This window comes from Microcoleus sp. AT8-A3 (genome assembly GCF_036705675.1).
Classification (GTDB): Bacteria; Cyanobacteriota; Cyanobacteriia; order Cyanobacteriales; family Microcoleaceae; genus Microcoleus.
Map to the genome: position 1 here is coordinate 163,233 of NZ_JAUBVD010000001.1, position 16,124 is coordinate 179,356.

Below are 16,124 nucleotides of genomic sequence, written 5' to 3' on the forward strand. Positions count from 1 at the left end.
CTCAAGAAGCCCAGCACATGGTATGGTGCGTCAGAGCCAAAAAACATTGTGAACTCCCAATAATCAATTCCTGACGCACCCTACAACTTTAGTTTCTATTTTTTACCGATCAGCAGAGCTGCCGGAAAGTAACTCAGAGCGTCACCAATTGCCAAAGTACCGTTACTTTCTACCGCCTGATTTGTAATTGCATCTTTCCAAACCGACGGCATTTCCTCGGATAATTTCAAATTAGTATCTTTCCAGACTTGTTTGCCGATCGGCATTTCTTCCGGTTTGACAATTCCCGTCAAAAACCGGGGAGCAATGACAATAACGGTAGTCTCTCCAAAGCTTCTGGCAAAGGCAACAACATTATCTTTAAACGTGCCAACTGCTTCCAGGGGCAGATAATCGCCTGATTGAAAAACTTGCAAGTATTTTTTTCTCGCTTCTAGGGCTCTTGCCGTCAAAAACAACTTAATTCTCGCGTCTTCTCGCGTCGCAATCAAATCTTCAATTAGTTGCAAAATATCCGTCTGAGCTTGCTCTTTAATTTCCCGCAAAACCTCGATTCTGCGCTCAAAATCAACGGGACGGCGGTTATCGGGATCGACGTGGCTTAAATCCCAGAATTCCGTCCCTTGATAAATGTCGGGAACGCCCGGAGCCGTGATTTTCAGCAGCGTTTGAGATAAAGAATTGAAAATTCCGTAATTAGCTACTTTTTTCCAGAAAGGTGTAAATTTGTTGAGAAACTGATTTTGTTCCGAAGTTTCGAGAACGCTATCGACAAAGGTCATAAAACCAGCTTCGTAGTCGTTATCCGGTCTCAGCCAAGCCGTATAAACTTTGGCTTCGCGGACAGCTTTAATCACATAATCTTTCAGGCGATCGACATAATCAGTGTTTTCAATTCCCTCAAAGGGAAAACTGCCGAGCAGAGTTTGGTACAGGAAGTATTCGTCATTAGTATCTGGAACCATTCGATTCACAAAGTTGACTTTCTTAGAAGAGTTTACCTCTCTCCAAGACCTGACTTGCTGTTCCCATTCATCGGGAATTTCTGACAAAACGTTTATTCTGGCTCGCACATCTTCGCCACGTTTGGTATCGTGGGTAGCTGTCGCATTCATTTTGTGTGGCCAAGCTGCTTGCTGCTGTTGGTTGAACTCGTGAAAATCTCCCAGCGACACGCCGAACTGACTGGGATTTCCTCCCACTTCGTTGAGGGATAAAAGCCGATAGTAGACGTATAAAAGCGTGTCTTCCACGCCTTTTGCCATTAATGGACCTGTCAACTGCTGGAGTTTCATTACAAAGTGCCGACGCTGCTCTTTTTGTTCGGGTGTTAGGGTTTCTTCTTCTTCCAGCAACAGCACCGTTTCGATAAATTTAAGTTCCTTGAGGAGTCTGGGTGCTTGTTCTTTGGCATGGGCGATCGCATATTTTACGTAAGTGCGATCGGACTCTCTCAAACCGTCTTGATTGATGTAAGTTCGGTAGACTGGAAAAATTGTCAAAACAGCCGCCAATGCTTTTTCCAAACCGGGACGAGTAAAGTCATTTCCCTGTCTCGATTGACCGGAAATATTCTTCAAAAGTTGAGCTAGATTGTCTACATCTCCCGCCAAATTTTTCTCAACAATCAGTCCTTTTTTATCTAAAAACAACTGTTCGTAGGGAACGGTCAAGCGAGTAAATCTCTGATATATTTCGGTAAATTGCTGCTCGCGATCGCACCGACAAAAAACGCCGTTTACGTAATTCAAAAAGTCGTAGCCGCTAGTTCCCTCAATCGGCCAATATGACGGCAAATCTTCTTCGTGTTCCAGAATCTTTTCAACAGTAATATAAGTGTCTCCGACTTTCTCTCGGAGGCGTTTCAAATATTCTGTGGGGTCGTACAGTCCATCGATGTGGTCGATTCTCAATCCAGTAAACTTTCCCTCATCAACCATGTCGAATATCAGAGCGTGGTTTTTATGAAAAACTTTAATCTCTTCAACTTTTACCGAAATAAGTTCGTTTACTGTAAAAAACCTTCGGTAATTAATTTCCTCTGCCCCCACTTTCCAGAAAGACAGACGGTAAAACTGCTCGGAAAGCAATTCGTCTAGCAAATTAAAGCTTTCGGAATTTCCCTTTTCTCCGTTAAAAACTTTGATATTTTCATCGATAAATTCCTGTACAAGGGGATTTTGATTGTAGAGTTCCCACAGCAGTCCTTTGACAAAAGCTATCTGATCGTATCGGGTTTTACCTTTAGTTTCTGAAGGTGTATTTTTAATTAAATAAAGAATTCCTAAAAACTTGATAAAATCTGGATGGCGTCTGCCTAATTCTCTAGCTAAATGCCCCAAGTTATGACTGATGAATTTAGCATAAGATTCAATTCTTACTGGCAATTGTAAGCTATAATAATTGATGGTTAGCCCAATTTCGCTGTATTTGAGTTGAATCTCGCCATTTTCCAGACACTCTCCATAAAAATTCCCCAGCAGCGGAGCCAGCACTCGACCCCTGAGATGTTCGTAAGCGTGATTCCATTCAATATCGAAGTAATCGAAATAGTCGGAATCTGGCCCGTGTTCCAATACGTCTAACAGCAGCAAATTTTGAGTGTCATAAGCCATGTGGTTCGGAACAATATCTTGCAGCCATCCCATGTTCCGTTTCTTGATTTCGTATGTGAGGGCTTCAAAATTTTCTGATGTTCCCAAATCGGGATTGAGCTGATTTGAGTCAACGACATCGTATCCGTGAGAGCTGCCTTTTCTGGCTTTAAATATTGGTGAAGCGTAAAGGTCGGTAATTCCTAAATCTTCCAGATAGCTAAGGATTTGTTTGGCGGCTTCAAAGTTAAAACCTCCATGAAATTGAATCCGATAAGTTGTTGTGGGAATTCTCATCATGTTAATTTTACTCCGGGTTTTTTAGGGTTTTCTCTTTTAATGTATGAGGCAGAGCCTCCTCTACTGCATTCCCGGCCCGAGCCTGGGAACGAGAGAGGCTCTGCCTCCCGTTTCTTGTGGGACTAGATTCCGCGACAGAGGCTGAGAACTACATAGGTTCTGCCTCCTATTGCTTGTTCCTAGGCTCTGCCTGGGAACGCCTGTATTGGAGGCTCTGCCTCCCGTTTTAATTACTCTAATTCATAGAGTGCGAAACTCTGCGGTTTAACGGTCAATTTTTGCTCTGAAGTTATCTTTTCAGGCAAGCTAGAACCTGAACCCATCCATTTTTCATCAGCAGAGTCTAAAATTTTGTGACCGTTGCCTTGGGGCAGTGTAGCCGTAAAAGTGACATCTTGCGTGTTGAAGTTTAGAATGCAGAATATCTGGCTGTCATCTGTCCAGCGACGTAGAAATAAGATTTTTTCCGCTTCAATGCTGGACACTTCTAGACTGTTTTTGTCGAGTTTTTTAAGGGCTGGTATTGTCCGCCGCAGTTGAATCAGATGTTGGTGCCATTCCCAAAGGATTTTGTGTTTGCCTTCGGTTTGTTTTTCCCAGTTTAACTTACACTTATCGAAAGTCTCTGGACTCTGGGGGTCTTGAAACTCGCCTCGGCCTTCAAAGATTTTAAATTCTTGTTGTTTGTCTTTGCGGATAGCTTCAATTAAGTTTTCGTCCGAGTGGGAAACGAAGTAAAAAAACGGTGCTTCTTCTCCGTATTCTTCTCCCATAAAAAAGAAGGGAATGTAAGGAGAAATTAAGACAGTGCCTGCTGCGAGTTTCAATGCTTCAAAGTTAACTATTTTGGAGAGTCGGTCTCCCAAAATGCGGTTGCCGATTTGGTCGTGGGTTTGGGCAAACACCAGAAATTTATGACCCGGTTCATCCTTGACAGAATTGCCGTGTCTCCGCTTTCTGTGGGGGGCGTACTGGCCGGAGTAAACAAAGCTTTCTTTGAAGGCTTTTTCTAAGTGTTCGCATTTGCCGAAATCTTGGTAGTAGCGGTCGTCTTCTCCGGTGAGCAAGGCGTGCAGTGCGTGGTGGAAATCATCGCACCATTGGGCGTCTAGTCCGAAGCCACCGAGTTCTTTGGGACGTATAGTGCGGACATCATTTAAGTCACTTTCGGCTATTAAGTAAAGTTGCCGTCCTAGTTCGTTGGAAATATCTGCTGTGGCATCGGATAGTTCTTGTAAAAAAGGTCTTGCACCTACTTCAAATATTGCTTGAATTGCATCTAATCTCAGGGCATCGATGTGATAGTCTCGAAACCAGTAGAGGGCGTTTTCAATAAAGTAGTTACGCACGCCGTCGCTGTAGGCGTCGTCGAAGTTGAGGGGATCTCCCCAAATTGAGCCGTATTTGGATGTAAAGTAGGGGCCGAATTGACTGAGGTAGTTGCCTTCGGGGCCGAGGTGGTTGTAAACTACATCGAGAATTACTGAAATGCCGTGTTCGTGGCAGGCGTTGACGAGTGTTTTGAAGCCTTCGGGGCCGCCGTAGGAGTTTTGAACTGCGTAGGGATATACGCCGTCATATCCCCAGTTTCGCTCGCCGGGAAATTGGGCTACTGGCATGATTTCGATGGCGTTGATTCCCAAGTCTTTAAGTTGTTTTAGATGGGGAATTATTGCTTCAAATGTTCCGGCTTGGGTGAATGTGCCGACGTGCAGTTCGTAAATAATCATTTCGGCTAGCGGCACGCCTTGCCAATTTGTGTCAGTCCAAGTAAAAATATTTTGATCTATTACTTGCGACGGAGCGTGTACGCCTTGGGGTTGATATTTTGAGGCTGGGTCTGGTCGGTCGGTTTTTCCTTCGATTTGGTAAGTGTAAAGGGTTCCTGGTTCGATGTCTGTAGCTGTGGTTTGCCAATAACCTTCTGCTGATTGTTGCAGGGGTATCAGGCGTTTTTTTGGGGAAACAATTTGGACTGCGATTTGTTTGAGGGTGGGCGCCCAAACGGTAAATTCACATTGGTTATTGCCGAGGTAATTTGCTCCTATCTTCACTTTGAGCCGTTCTCCTTATAAAATAGGTTGGTAGTTCGATCGCCCGACGCGCTATCAAATGCTTTGCCCTTAACGTTGAGCGCCTGTTTAGACGGTAATATTACTTAATATAACAAACAACTAACTTTAGACAGAGGCATCAAAGGCTAAAATTGTATATGGGGCAAAAGTAGCGGTTAGTTATGTCTAAATTAGAGCATGAATCCGCACGGGGGCGATCGCCAAATTAACGGTCTGAAATCGTTAATATTTGTGGTTGATATTATGTCGAAAATCTACCTAAAGGTAGGTAAAAAATCAGCGCGAGTGTGGATTTTATGGTTATGGCTTTTGGACGGGAAATCTGCTGCAATCTTGACTCGGCGGAGTCTCGGGAGTGGTTGGTCACAAACGGGATCGGCGGTTACGCTAGCGGGACGATCGCAAATCTCCTCACCCGCCGCTATCACGGCTTGCTGGTAGCAGCCCTCAAACCCCCGCTGGGACGCACTTTGATGCTCGCCAAGCTGGACGAGACGGCGGTGTATCACGATCGCGCCTATCCGCTTTATACAAACCGCTGGGCCGACGCGACGATGGAACCCCACGGCTACAAATACATCGAAAGCTTTCACCTAGAAGGCACGACGCCTGTTTGGAGGTTTGCTCTCGGCGACGCTATCCTGGAAAAGCGGATTTGGATGCAGCAAGGTGCTAACACAACATATATTCAATACCGCTTGCACCGCGCCTCACAACCGATCGCCCTCGCTGTCAAAGCCCTAGTCAACTACCGCGACTACCACCACACAACGAGCGCCGGCGACTGGCAGATGAGCCTAGAAACCTTGGAAAGCGGCGTTTGCGTGACGGCATTTCCCAAGGCTGCACCCCTGTACCTGCTGACAGATGCCACACCAGAAGCCAAATTTCAAGTCTCTGCGCCCTTATACAATTGGCATTACGGATTGGATCTAGCAGCCGAAAAGCGCCGCGGATTGGATTGCTGCGAGGATCACTTGCAGGCGGCGACTTTTCACATGACGATCGCACCGGGAAGTTCTCTCACATTGATAGCCAGCACCGAGAAAAATACCGAACTCAACGGCGGTACAGCTTTAGAAGTGCGCCGCACTTATGACCAACAACTCCTGCAAAACTGGTCAAAAGTGAGCGAATCTCCCGACTGGATCAATCACTTAGTGCTCGCCGCCGACCAATTTATCGTCAGCCGCCCGCTACCGGAGGAACCCGAAAGCAAAACGATTATCGCCGGATATCCCTGGTTTAGCGACTGGGGGCGCGATACGATGATTAGCTTGCCCGGTCTCACAATCTGTACCGGGCGATCGGAAATTGCGCGATCGATTTTGCGGACATTTGCGCGGTATGTCGATCGGGGAATGCTGCCGAACCGCTTCCCGGATGCGGGCGGCGCACCGGAATACAACACCGCAGATGCCACTCTGTGGTACTTTGAGGCAATTCGCGCTTATATCGATGCCACGGGGGACGACGAACTTTTGAGCGAACTCTGGCCTACTTTATGTGAGATTGTTGATTGGCACATACAGGGAACTCGGTATAATATCCGCGTCGATCCCGATGACGGTTTAATCTACGCGGGCGAAAAGGGTGTGCAACTGACTTGGATGGACGCGAAAATCGGCGATTGGGTGGTGACGCCCCGGATTGGTAAGCCGATCGAACTCAGCGCGCTTTGGTACAATGCTATACAAGCTATGGCAAGTTTTGCTCGAAAACTGGGCAAGCCTCACAATGAATACCAGCAATTGGGCGATCGAACGGCCGCCGGATTCCCTCGCTTCTGGAACGCCTCAACCGGTTACTGTTACGACGTTCTCGACGGCCCAGACGGACACGATGCCTCGCTGCGGCCCAACCAAATATTCGCCGTTTCCCTGCCCCTAGACTCGATTCCTCCTCACTCCGCCAACTCCTTGTCAGCGGGGATGCGCCAGGAAACGCGGTATACACCGTTACTGACGCCCATCCAGCAGCGCGGCGTGGTGGACGGCTGCGCTCAACAGTTGCTCACTTCTGTCGGCCTCCGCAGCCTCTCGCCACATCACCCCCAGTATCGCGGCGCATACGAAGGCGACCAATTGCAGCGCGACAGCGCCTACCACCAAGGCACAGTTTGGGGCTGGCTGATTGGCCCGTTTGTCTTGGCGCACTTGCACGTATACAAAGACCCAGCACAAGCTCGCGAATTTCTCGAATCAATGGCACATCATATAAGGGGCGGCGGAGTTGGCAGTCTGAGCGAAATTTTTGAGGGCGACGCCCCCCACTCGCCGCGGGGCTGCACGGCTCAAGCTTGGACAGTGGCTGAGGTGCTGCGGGCTTGGTTGGCAATTAATACTGTGGGTGTTTAAATGGGGAATGTTATCTTTGGTGAAAAAAGAGATTTATGGCATTATTATTAGCGGGCGATATTGGCGGAACTAAGACAATTTTGCGCTTAGTGGAAAGGACTGTTAACGGTGAAATGAACGCTCTTTACGAGTTTCGCTATCCGAGCGGGGAGTTTCCCGATTTAGTACCAATGGTGCTGCAGTTTTTGACGGAAGCTGCTACGAAATTGGATTTTGCGCCATTGCCTGAAAAAGCTTGTTTTGCGATCGCAGGCCCGGTGGTTAACAATACTGCAAAACTGACTAATTTGCCTTGGAGGCTGGATGCGAAGCGTCTGGAACAAGAATTAGGAATATCCCGCGTCAGTTTAATTAATGATTTTGTTGCGGTTGGCTACGGCGTGTGGGGTTTGGATGCTAAAGATTTGCACATTTTGCAAGTCGGAAAACCCCGCCAATACGATCCAATTGCTGTGATTGGTGCGGGTACTGGTTTGGGAAATTGTTTTGGAATTCCAGAGGCAAATGGCATCCGGGTATTTTCTTCGGAAGGGGGGCACGGTGACTTTGCTCCTCGTTCGGAGTTGGAGTTTGAATTGCTGAAATATTTGTTAGCAAAACACGACATTCAAAGAATATCGATCGAGCGTGTGGTTTCGGGACAAGGGATTGTTTCAATTTACCAGTTTTTGCGGGACAGAAAGTTTGCTCCTGAATCGCCGGAGGTAGGGGAAGTTATCAAAAAATGGGAGTCAGAAATCGGGAAAACTGAAAAGACTGTCGATCCGGGGGCGACAATTGCACAGGCGGCCCTCAAAAAGTGCGATCGGCTTTCGGAACAAACAATGCAAATGTTTGTAGAAGCCTACGGTGCGGTGGCGGGAAATATGGCTGTATCACTTTTACCTTACGGCGGTTTGTACATAGCAGGTGGCATTGCTGCTAAAATTTTGCCACTGATTCTAGAAGGGGGTTTTATGCGGGCTTTTACCCACAAAGGGCGGATGGATTCGCTATTAGAAATGATACCGGTTCGATTGGTTTTGAATCCCAATGTAGGGTTAATTGGAGCCGCAGTTTGTGCTGCCGGTCTTTAGGGGATTTCAAATATTTGGGGCGGGCTCTTCGGCCCACCCCACAAGCAATTTGTGGCACAGGCATCTTGCCTGTAGTATTAATTCCGGTTGCACTCAGACATGATAGGCAAGACGGACACGGCAATGCCGTTTCCCTACCCCAAAATAATCACGAGCACGACCTGAGAGATGTAACCATCGCCAGATTAATTGTAGGGATACGGCACTGCCGTGTCCTGACTGTGGGTAATATCAAATCTGTTGGCATCAGAATTATTCATCTCTCTTTTTTCTGACTCTGTGTTCTCTGCGTTCTCTGCGGTTTAATCATTAGATTCTCTCATCTTCAAAATCTTCTGTGCCGCACTTTCAGACACCGGCATCACCGATAACCGATTGCCTTTCCTCACCAGCAAAATCTCATCAGCGCTAAACTTTTGTTTCAGTTCATCCAAAGATATTAACTTAGCAAACTCCTCAACAAACTCCACTTTCACAGTTTGCCAGCGAGGAGCACTTAACTGCGATTTAGCATCATAATATTCGCTCTTCATATCGAACTGAGTAGGGTCAGCAATCCCAGTTTCAACGACGCGCACTAACCCGACAATACCGGGAAATTTAGTATTAGAATGGTAAAAAAATACTAAGTCTCCCCGACTCATTTCTCGCATAAAATTGCGCGCTTGATAGTTGCGAACGCCATCCCAAATGGAAGTGCGATCGCCCTTCAAGTCCGCAATACTGTAAACATCCGGTTCCGACTTCATCAGCCAATAATTCATAAAATATCCTTCCGCTTCTGCAACCACAGAGTCAACATCAAATAAACGCAAATATGCACGCACAAAATAGCCCAGTTCAAACCCAAATTTTCCCAAGTTGGATCGTAAACAGGAGTAGGCTCAAACGGCTGAGGAAGCGTACTCCCATCCGGTAATGTAGTAGGTGCGGGAACCATCCCATTCACATTAACTAAAGAGCCGTAAGCACCCACAGACCAGCGGCTTAACATCAGCCAAGAAAACTTGCTCGCCGCACCTTCCATCTTAAACAAAACTCCCGAAAAAATAATCTGAGGCAGCAATAATAGAGGCAAAGCGCTATTAGCTTGAGAGCTATTTTTAACAATCGCGGAAACGACTAATCCAAGGCTTATGCAGCTCATTAAAGTTAGGAATGTGGTAATACTTGCCCCCACCGGCCAGGAAATAAAACTCGGTTCGGGGGATTTAAAAGCAATCAGAATAACTCCTACCATTAACAGTGTTTGCAATACGGCTAAACCAGAAAGTATAAAAATTTTTGAACCTAAATAAGCAAACAATCCTAAATTGACCAAACGTTCGCGCAGATAAATAGCAGATTCTTTAACAATTTCTTGCAGAGAAGTTGCCAGCCCTACCCAAATCGCCGCGCAGGTAAATACAAATAGAACTCTGAGCGCTAAAGGTGCTAAAGTTGCCTCCGGTGCGCCAATTAATGGGTCTTTATCTCTGACGGCTAGCCGCAGCAAACTAATGCCGATCGGAGCCGTTAAAAGAGCTAAACTCAAGTTAACTAAGTCGCGGGAAACGAGTTGAAAATAGCGCTGGGAAAGCAAAACGAGTTGTTTTACAAAAGATTGAGATTTTGGTACAGAAGGTGCAGAAGGTATTTTTGCATTAGCCTTGCCTGTGCTGAAGTGGTTGACAATATAGCGCTGATAGTAGGGAGATTTATTAAACTTTTCTGCCCAGCTTTGAACGTTGATTTCTCCTGTTTCTAATTCGTTGTAAATGTCGGCAAAATCGCTTGTTTTGATATCGAAAAAATCGAGCGCTTCCCTAGGCGGGCCGAAGTAACAAAGGCGACCGCCGCGACCCAAAAACACAATCCGATCGCACATCGTGATATTTGCCGTCGCGTGAGTCACCAGAATCACCGTCCGGCCTTGATTTGCCAACTTTCGCAGCAGTTGCATCATCTTCTTATCCAAACCCGGATCGAGTCCTGAAGTCGGTTCGTCTAAAAAGAAAAGTTTCGGGTCTGCTAACAGTTCAACTCCGATACTGACTCGCTTTCGCTGTCCGCCGCTAAGCTGTTTTACCAAAGCCTTGCGGCGGTGAGTCATTTCAATATCTTCTAAAGTTTTTGCGACTACCTGATTGACATCTGTATCCGGAGGTAAGCGCAATTTAGCTGCATAACTCAAGACTTCTTCTACTGTCAAATCTGCGTGTACAATATCATCTTGAGGCACATAACCGATTTGATTGCGGTAAATATTGAAGTTTTGGCGCAGGTTGTCACCGTTGAGAAACACAGCGCCGTTAGTAGTTTTTTCGATGCCTAAAAGCGTCCGCATTAAAGTAGATTTACCCGCACCGCTACCGCCGACTAAAGCCACAAACTGCCCCGGTTCGATCGCCAAAGTGATGTTATCCAAACGCTTCGGAATCACCAGACTGTCAGCATCCAAACGAATTTGATGGCCGGAGTCTTGCATCTGCAACTCACCGATGCGGTAAGTTAGAGTAAACGGGCCGATCCGAATTGCATCTCCTTCGGACAACTGTACAGAATTTGTGACTCGCTGACCGTTAACAAAAACCCCGTTAACGCTGTGGTCTCGCAAAATATAATTACCGCGACTGTCTTGGTCGATTGTGGCGTGGCGTCTAGAAACAAGCGGCGCATCTAATTGCAGCGAAGCGTTTGGATCGCGACCCAACAAAACCGACCGATTCTTAAGAAGAATTGACTGCTTGCTAGGGACAGCAACCTGATTCGCCAGCGGATTAAAATAAGTCAGCAAAACTTGATTTTGAGGATCGAGACCGATTTTAAGTTCTGTGCCGTTTTTCAGACAATAGCCGTCATTGGGAGTGATGCGAGTGCGATCGACAAATAAGCCATTAGTGCTCGGCCGCTGGCCGTCACCGTCGTAAATCCAGTAATTATCCCCAATTTGGCGCAAAACAGCGTGAACGCCGGAAACTGCGCGCCAAGCTTCGGGAATGGCTAAATCAGCACGAGTGCGATCGCGCCCCAATACGTGCTGCTGCTGTTTTAACTCTAACTGTAAAACCTCCCCTTGATTGCTTAATACTAAATAAGGTCGATCGCTTAAAGCAGTCAGTTGTCCTATATTGCCTGTCATACTTCAATCGCGGTTTTTGCACTCACTTTGGTCAGCATATCAAAAGTAGGACAACAATACACTTATATTAAGAAAATCTACTTAGCAACAACCGACAAACTACGAAGCCGATTAATTGCCGCCGCCAATTCAAAGCGTCGAAACATGGCAAAATCCCCTTCAGGAAAAGGCGATAAAATATCCATCCCGCGCGCGTCAATATCTGCCATCACCAAATCGATAATTTCCGACAAAGTGCGTTTTCCGTCCATGTATTGCTGCTTAGCATAAACCATTGCCGCAGCGATCGCCCTTAACTGTCCGCTGTCCACAATTTGCTCAACAGCACCCAAATCAATCTCCTCAGTTCCGAAAGCCAATTCATCAACATCCCGCACCTTCACCCGCACATCTCGCCGTCCCCGACTCGGATCTAAACTAGCAGGAATCGGCACTCTTTGAGTAATCTTACCAAAATTTTCTCCCCCTTCAGCAGCACGGCTAATCGAGTATTTTTTAGCAATATCTTTAGCTTTTCCCGTCACATTATATGCTTGAAAATTATCTAGTGCAATCACAGTATCTGCCACATCAAAATAATCGCCGCTTCCCCCCATTACTAAAATAGTCGATACGCCGCCATCTGCGTACAACTGTTTAACTTTATCAATAAACGGCGTAATCGGTTCCTTATCCTTAGCGATGAGTTCCTGCATTCTGCGATCGCGAATCATAAAATTAGTCGCCGCCGTATCCTCATCCACCAATAAAACAGGCACTAAATCCTCTTCATAAATTAATCCGTGTATCCGTGTCAAAATCCGTGTCGTGCCTTCCTTCTTCCTTCTCCCCACTTCCAAAGCCTCAATAATATTAGCAGCTTGCGACGTGCTACCGCTCGCATTCTCAGTATAAAATTGTGCAGTATCTCTACCTTGTGGCAAGTGGTTAATAAAAGGCGAAATATCAACTCCCGCAACACTTCTCCCATCTTCCGCTCTAATTTTAACCGCCGCCGGATTAGTCACCACAAATTCCCTACCATCTCCGGGAATTCGGTTGTAAACCCCCAACTCGATCGCCCTGAGTAAAGTTGATTTGCCGTGATAGCCGCCCCCAACAATCAAAGTAATGCCAGCGGGAATACCCATACCGGAAATCAAACCGCGATTCGGACAATTAAACTCAACTTTTAACGACGGCGGCGACTGAAAAGCCACAGCATTATTTAACAAAGGACTGTTGTCAACACCGCTGCGGCGGGGTAAAATAGAACCGTCAGCAACAAACGCAACTAATCTTTTTTCAGCTAACTGTTCCCGCAGCCAGTCAGCATCTTCTACAGTTTCAACGTGACGGCGACATTCCGCAGGATTTAAATTAGCATACTTCAGAGATTTACTGACTATTTGAGGAATATCTTCGCAGAGCATTTCAGCAGCTTGTCGCCCTAAAATACTCCGCCCGCCCGCTGGAAGTCCGACGGCAAATCGCAGTTCTACCCCCCCTAATTCCCCCCCTTGGTAAGGGGGGGATATAGAGATTTTTGCCCCCCCTTGATAAGGGGGGGATATAGAGATTTTTGCCCCCCCTTGATAAGGGGGGGTTGGGGGGGTAATAAATGCGGAAGTTCGCTCTAAAACTTCTTGTCCGAACCGAGTCACTGCAATCATACCGCTTTTGCCAGTGCCGCGTTTGCTGCTGATGCTGTGTGCTGCTTTGTCAAACTGGCGAGTTAGGTAATCTCGCAAGGCTATTTCTCGACTGCGAGAGTTGAAAAGTTCGCGGGGAATTTGAGCAATGTTGGGGGGAACTATGACTCTAAATTTACTGGGAGAAGCAAAGGGATCTCCCTGCACGTAATCAATTATTAATGTGAATTCTGAAAATTCGTAACTACCTTGAATGTCTTTGTATGCTTTGTAGCCTCGATTGTCTAGTTGCAGTAAATGCCGTTGCAGGCTTTCTTTGTTAGTCATTTTTTATTACTTATTTTTTATTTACCTAGTTCCTAGGCTCTGCCTAGGATCGCGAATTAAATAACTTGCAATTTTAATTGTTATTGTGGGATGGGCGTCCCACCCATCCAAAAAGGACGGGCGGGACGCCCATCCCACAAACTTGTGGAAGTTATTTAATTCTCATTCTTTATGAACCGATTTCACTCTTGCTCTGCCTCGCTTGCTTGGCGTGGGAAAATAGGAGGCAGAGCCTCCAGATATGCGTTACCAGGCAGAGCCTAATAACGAGTAGATTACCGAATTTCCAATAATTTAGCGGTGGCATTAACAACAATTTGAGCAGAACCGGCGAAAAAAGGTCGATCGATAGTTGCTAATGTATCGCTAGATTGGTGATAGTGAGGCGATCGCAAATTTGCAGTATCCGTCACCAACACAGCACCAATTCCTTTATACCAGAAAGGCGCGTGGTCACTGCGTAAAACATCGGGAGTCAGCAACCCTTTCAGGGGAACCGGCAGCGCCACCACCGGAGGCAAATCGGCTTTTCCCGACTCCGCAAAACTTTTCAATAGCTGCGGATGTTCCGCATCCCCAATCACAGCGATAAACTCGCCTTTATCGGCAGAAGTTACCCCCGATGCTTCTAGAAAAGGTTGCGCTGTCAATCCTTCGGGATATTGCTGGCATCCGGGCGTGCGGCACGCATAACCTAGCATATCTAGGACGATCGCACCCTGCAAATTTTTTAACCGCGCGTCGCTACCTGTAAATGCTAAACTGCCTAAAAGTCCGAGTTCTTCCCTGTCGAAAAATGCTACTTGCAATGTCCGAGGCGTGGGGCGAGAACCCAGCAATCTTGCTACTTCTAAAACTACTGCAACTCCCGTCGCATTGTCGTCAGCGCCGGGGGAGTTTGGTACAGTATCGTAGTGTGCTGCCACTAAAATTGCACCGGCGTTTGAGTCAGTGCCTTTTCTCTCAGCAAAGACGTTAATTCCGCGATCGAACGGCTGCAACTCTGCGGAAAATCCTAATGTTTTTAGTTGTTGGGAAATGTAGTCTCTAGTAAAAGAGCGATCTCGTTCTCCATCGCGTTCTCCTGCTAAACTATCGACGTGTTTCCACAACCGAGACGGGTCAATTTGGGGCTGAAAAAAACTATTTTTTTCAGCAGGAAGCGGTAAGGGAGACGGTTTTTGGGAAGTGTGGATATTGCGATCGATCCCAACTTCGGGTACAGCCGACAACCGCTGCCACGAGTCAGAACCCCAACCCGCAGCCGTCACCGCAACCACAATAAATAGCGCTATCCAAATCAATTGTTTCATTAGTAAGTCTATTTGAAATTTTAGACAGAGCTTACGCACTCCTCACTCCCATAAACCGGGTTTTTTAGCGGAAGCGAGGGCAGCCACAAAGTCTTTTCGTAAAACCCGGTTGATGCGTTCATAACAGTTATATTTTAGATTTTAGGTTCACACCAGAGTTAAAAATAAACCTGTTTCCAAAAAAGAAACTCAAAAATCTTAAAATTAGCTGCGCCAGAGGCAGTTTTATATTTTTTATATAAAACTGCAGGAAAAAGCCTTGCGATGTTGCCGTCGAATCTGTATTGCTTAGGATCGCGAATTAAATAACTTACAATTTTAATTGTTATTGTGGGATGGGCGTCCCGCCCGTCCACTCATGACGGGCTATAAGAGCCCATCCCACAAACTTGTGGAAGTTATTTAATTCTCATTCCTTATTAGATGGTTCGACGGCGACATTCAAATCACTAATTTACCTTTTAAATTTACAATCCAAAACTACTTCTTTTCCCACTCAATCTCCTTATTCTCCAATATCAACCCGCTGCTGCTGGGAACAGCGTAAGGAATAGTTGTGGCTGAAAATTTGACTATTTGAGTTGGTTGTTGAAACCACTCGGAATAACTCGGATTGAGTTGGTCGTACAGTGCTTTCAAAGCTTGGATTTCTGCCTGTAGCTGCGCTGCTGCTTGATTGATTCTGCGAGCTTGTGTTTGCAAGCGCTTTTCCCCGGTTTGAACTTTGTTTTCTAGTTCTTGCCAGTGCTCTCCGGCCACCAACTTTTCTAGTTCACCTTGCTTGTAATTGAGTAAAGCCTGTTTTTGTTGCAGTTGCTTTTCAATATTTTTAGTCTCTCGGTCAATTTCCTGGATTTGCTGCAACCACTGCTCCCCAAAAGCAGCAGTTTGCTGGTGGAACTCGGCAATGGCTTCAGGAGTATTATTTTTGGGAAAACTGACTGCCACTCGGCACTCTGAGCGCTCTACGCCAAGTTTTTCCCGCGACTCTTGCAGGGCGGTAAGTTCTGCTTCTAGCGCGCGGACTTCTTTTTGGAGTTCTGGGATGGTCTGACTCATGGGTTCAATTAGTGGACCTCTGCATAGATTTTAAGCTAATTGTTTATTTTTCTAACAAATCCCGATCGCCTCCTTGCGGGAATTATCTAATTTTAGCGCGCTTCCACCCGGTGTCTAGGCAGAATGGCGGATAATTTGTGGCACAATGGCTGATGACACATTTTAAATTAAGATTAAAATTGTAATTAGTTATAAAGCTAAGTTATTACCTGGCTAAAATTTAATTTACAAATCCACATGAATTAATGGTGGCTGGGTTTTCCTATGGCAG

Annotated in this window: 9 protein-coding genes; 2 read left to right on the forward strand and 7 right to left on the reverse strand. The window is 46.3% G+C overall.

All coding sequences use genetic code 11. The annotated features are described in order from the left end of the window. Positions 1–95: 95 nt before the first annotated feature. Together treY and treZ are read right to left on the reverse strand one after the other, a co-directional pair. Positions 96–2,891, reverse strand: a complete 2,796-nt coding sequence (treY, locus tag QUB51_RS00730) for a malto-oligosyltrehalose synthase (RefSeq protein ID WP_333051832.1) — start codon at positions 2,889–2,891, stop codon at positions 96–98. Positions 2,892–3,124: 233 nt separating this feature from the next. Then, positions 3,125–4,948, reverse strand: coding sequence for a malto-oligosyltrehalose trehalohydrolase (gene treZ / locus QUB51_RS00735; protein WP_333051493.1), 1,824 nt, complete (start codon positions 4,946–4,948; stop codon positions 3,125–3,127). 317 nt (positions 4,949–5,265) lie between these two features. Between treZ and QUB51_RS00740 the strand changes: the two genes are divergently transcribed. Next, entirely contained in the window at positions 5,266–7,326 is a 2,061-nt protein-coding gene (locus tag QUB51_RS00740) for an amylo-alpha-1,6-glucosidase (protein WP_333259603.1), read from the forward strand. 35 nt (positions 7,327–7,361) lie between these two features. Next, positions 7,362–8,402 carry a glucokinase gene (locus tag QUB51_RS00745; RefSeq protein WP_333259599.1) on the forward strand — a complete coding sequence of 347 codons (1,041 nt, stop codon included), beginning with the start codon at positions 7,362–7,364 and terminating at the stop codon, positions 8,400–8,402. A gap of 302 nt (positions 8,403–8,704) precedes the next feature. On the opposite strand, the gene QUB51_RS00750 is transcribed toward QUB51_RS00745, so the two are convergent. The 5 genes from QUB51_RS00750 to QUB51_RS00770 form a co-directional block, all read right to left on the reverse strand. Then, positions 8,705–9,166, reverse strand: a complete 462-nt coding sequence (locus QUB51_RS00750; protein WP_333259596.1) for an EVE domain-containing protein — start codon at positions 9,164–9,166, stop codon at positions 8,705–8,707. Then, positions 9,163–11,523, reverse strand: a complete 2,361-nt coding sequence (locus tag QUB51_RS00755) for an FHA domain-containing protein (protein ID WP_333259594.1) — start codon at positions 11,521–11,523, stop codon at positions 9,163–9,165. The genes QUB51_RS00750 and QUB51_RS00755 overlap by 4 nt, the downstream gene beginning before the upstream one ends. 77 nt (positions 11,524–11,600) lie before the next feature. Next, positions 11,601–13,481 (reverse strand): ABC-ATPase domain-containing protein, encoded by a 1,881-nt coding sequence (locus QUB51_RS00760; protein ID WP_333209247.1) that lies wholly within the window; start codon positions 13,479–13,481, stop codon positions 11,601–11,603. A 275-nt stretch (positions 13,482–13,756) separates the two neighbouring features. Then, entirely contained in the window at positions 13,757–14,794 is a 1,038-nt protein-coding gene (locus QUB51_RS00765; RefSeq protein WP_333231328.1) for a M28 family peptidase, read from the reverse strand. Between the two features lie 480 nt (positions 14,795–15,274). Further along, a complete protein-coding gene (locus QUB51_RS00770; protein ID WP_333051476.1) occupies positions 15,275–15,853 on the reverse strand; it encodes a hypothetical protein in 579 nt (192 codons plus the stop codon). Positions 15,854–16,124: the final 271 nt, after the last annotated feature.

Bases quoted from the DNA above. Each gene is read 5' to 3' on its own strand.
- QUB51_RS00770 (WP_333051476.1), bottom strand. From the start codon at position 15,853: ATGAGTCAGACCATCCCAGAACTCCAAAAAGAAGTCCGCGCGCTAGAA.
- QUB51_RS00750 (WP_333259596.1), bottom strand. From the start codon at position 9,166: ATGAATTATTGGCTGATGAAGTCGGAACCGGATGTTTACAGTATTGCG.
- QUB51_RS00755 (WP_333259594.1), bottom strand. From the start codon at position 11,523: ATGACAGGCAATATAGGACAACTGACTGCTTTAAGCGATCGACCTTAT.
- QUB51_RS00745 (WP_333259599.1), top strand. From the start codon at position 7,362: ATGGCATTATTATTAGCGGGCGATATTGGCGGAACTAAGACAATTTTG.
- QUB51_RS00760 (WP_333209247.1), bottom strand. From the start codon at position 13,481: ATGACTAACAAAGAAAGCCTGCAACGGCATTTACTGCAACTAGACAAT.
- QUB51_RS00765 (WP_333231328.1), bottom strand. From the start codon at position 14,794: ATGAAACAATTGATTTGGATAGCGCTATTTATTGTGGTTGCGGTGACG.
- treY (WP_333051832.1), bottom strand. From the start codon at position 2,891: ATGAGAATTCCCACAACAACTTATCGGATTCAATTTCATGGAGGTTTT.
- QUB51_RS00740 (WP_333259603.1), top strand. From the start codon at position 5,266: ATGGTTATGGCTTTTGGACGGGAAATCTGCTGCAATCTTGACTCGGCG.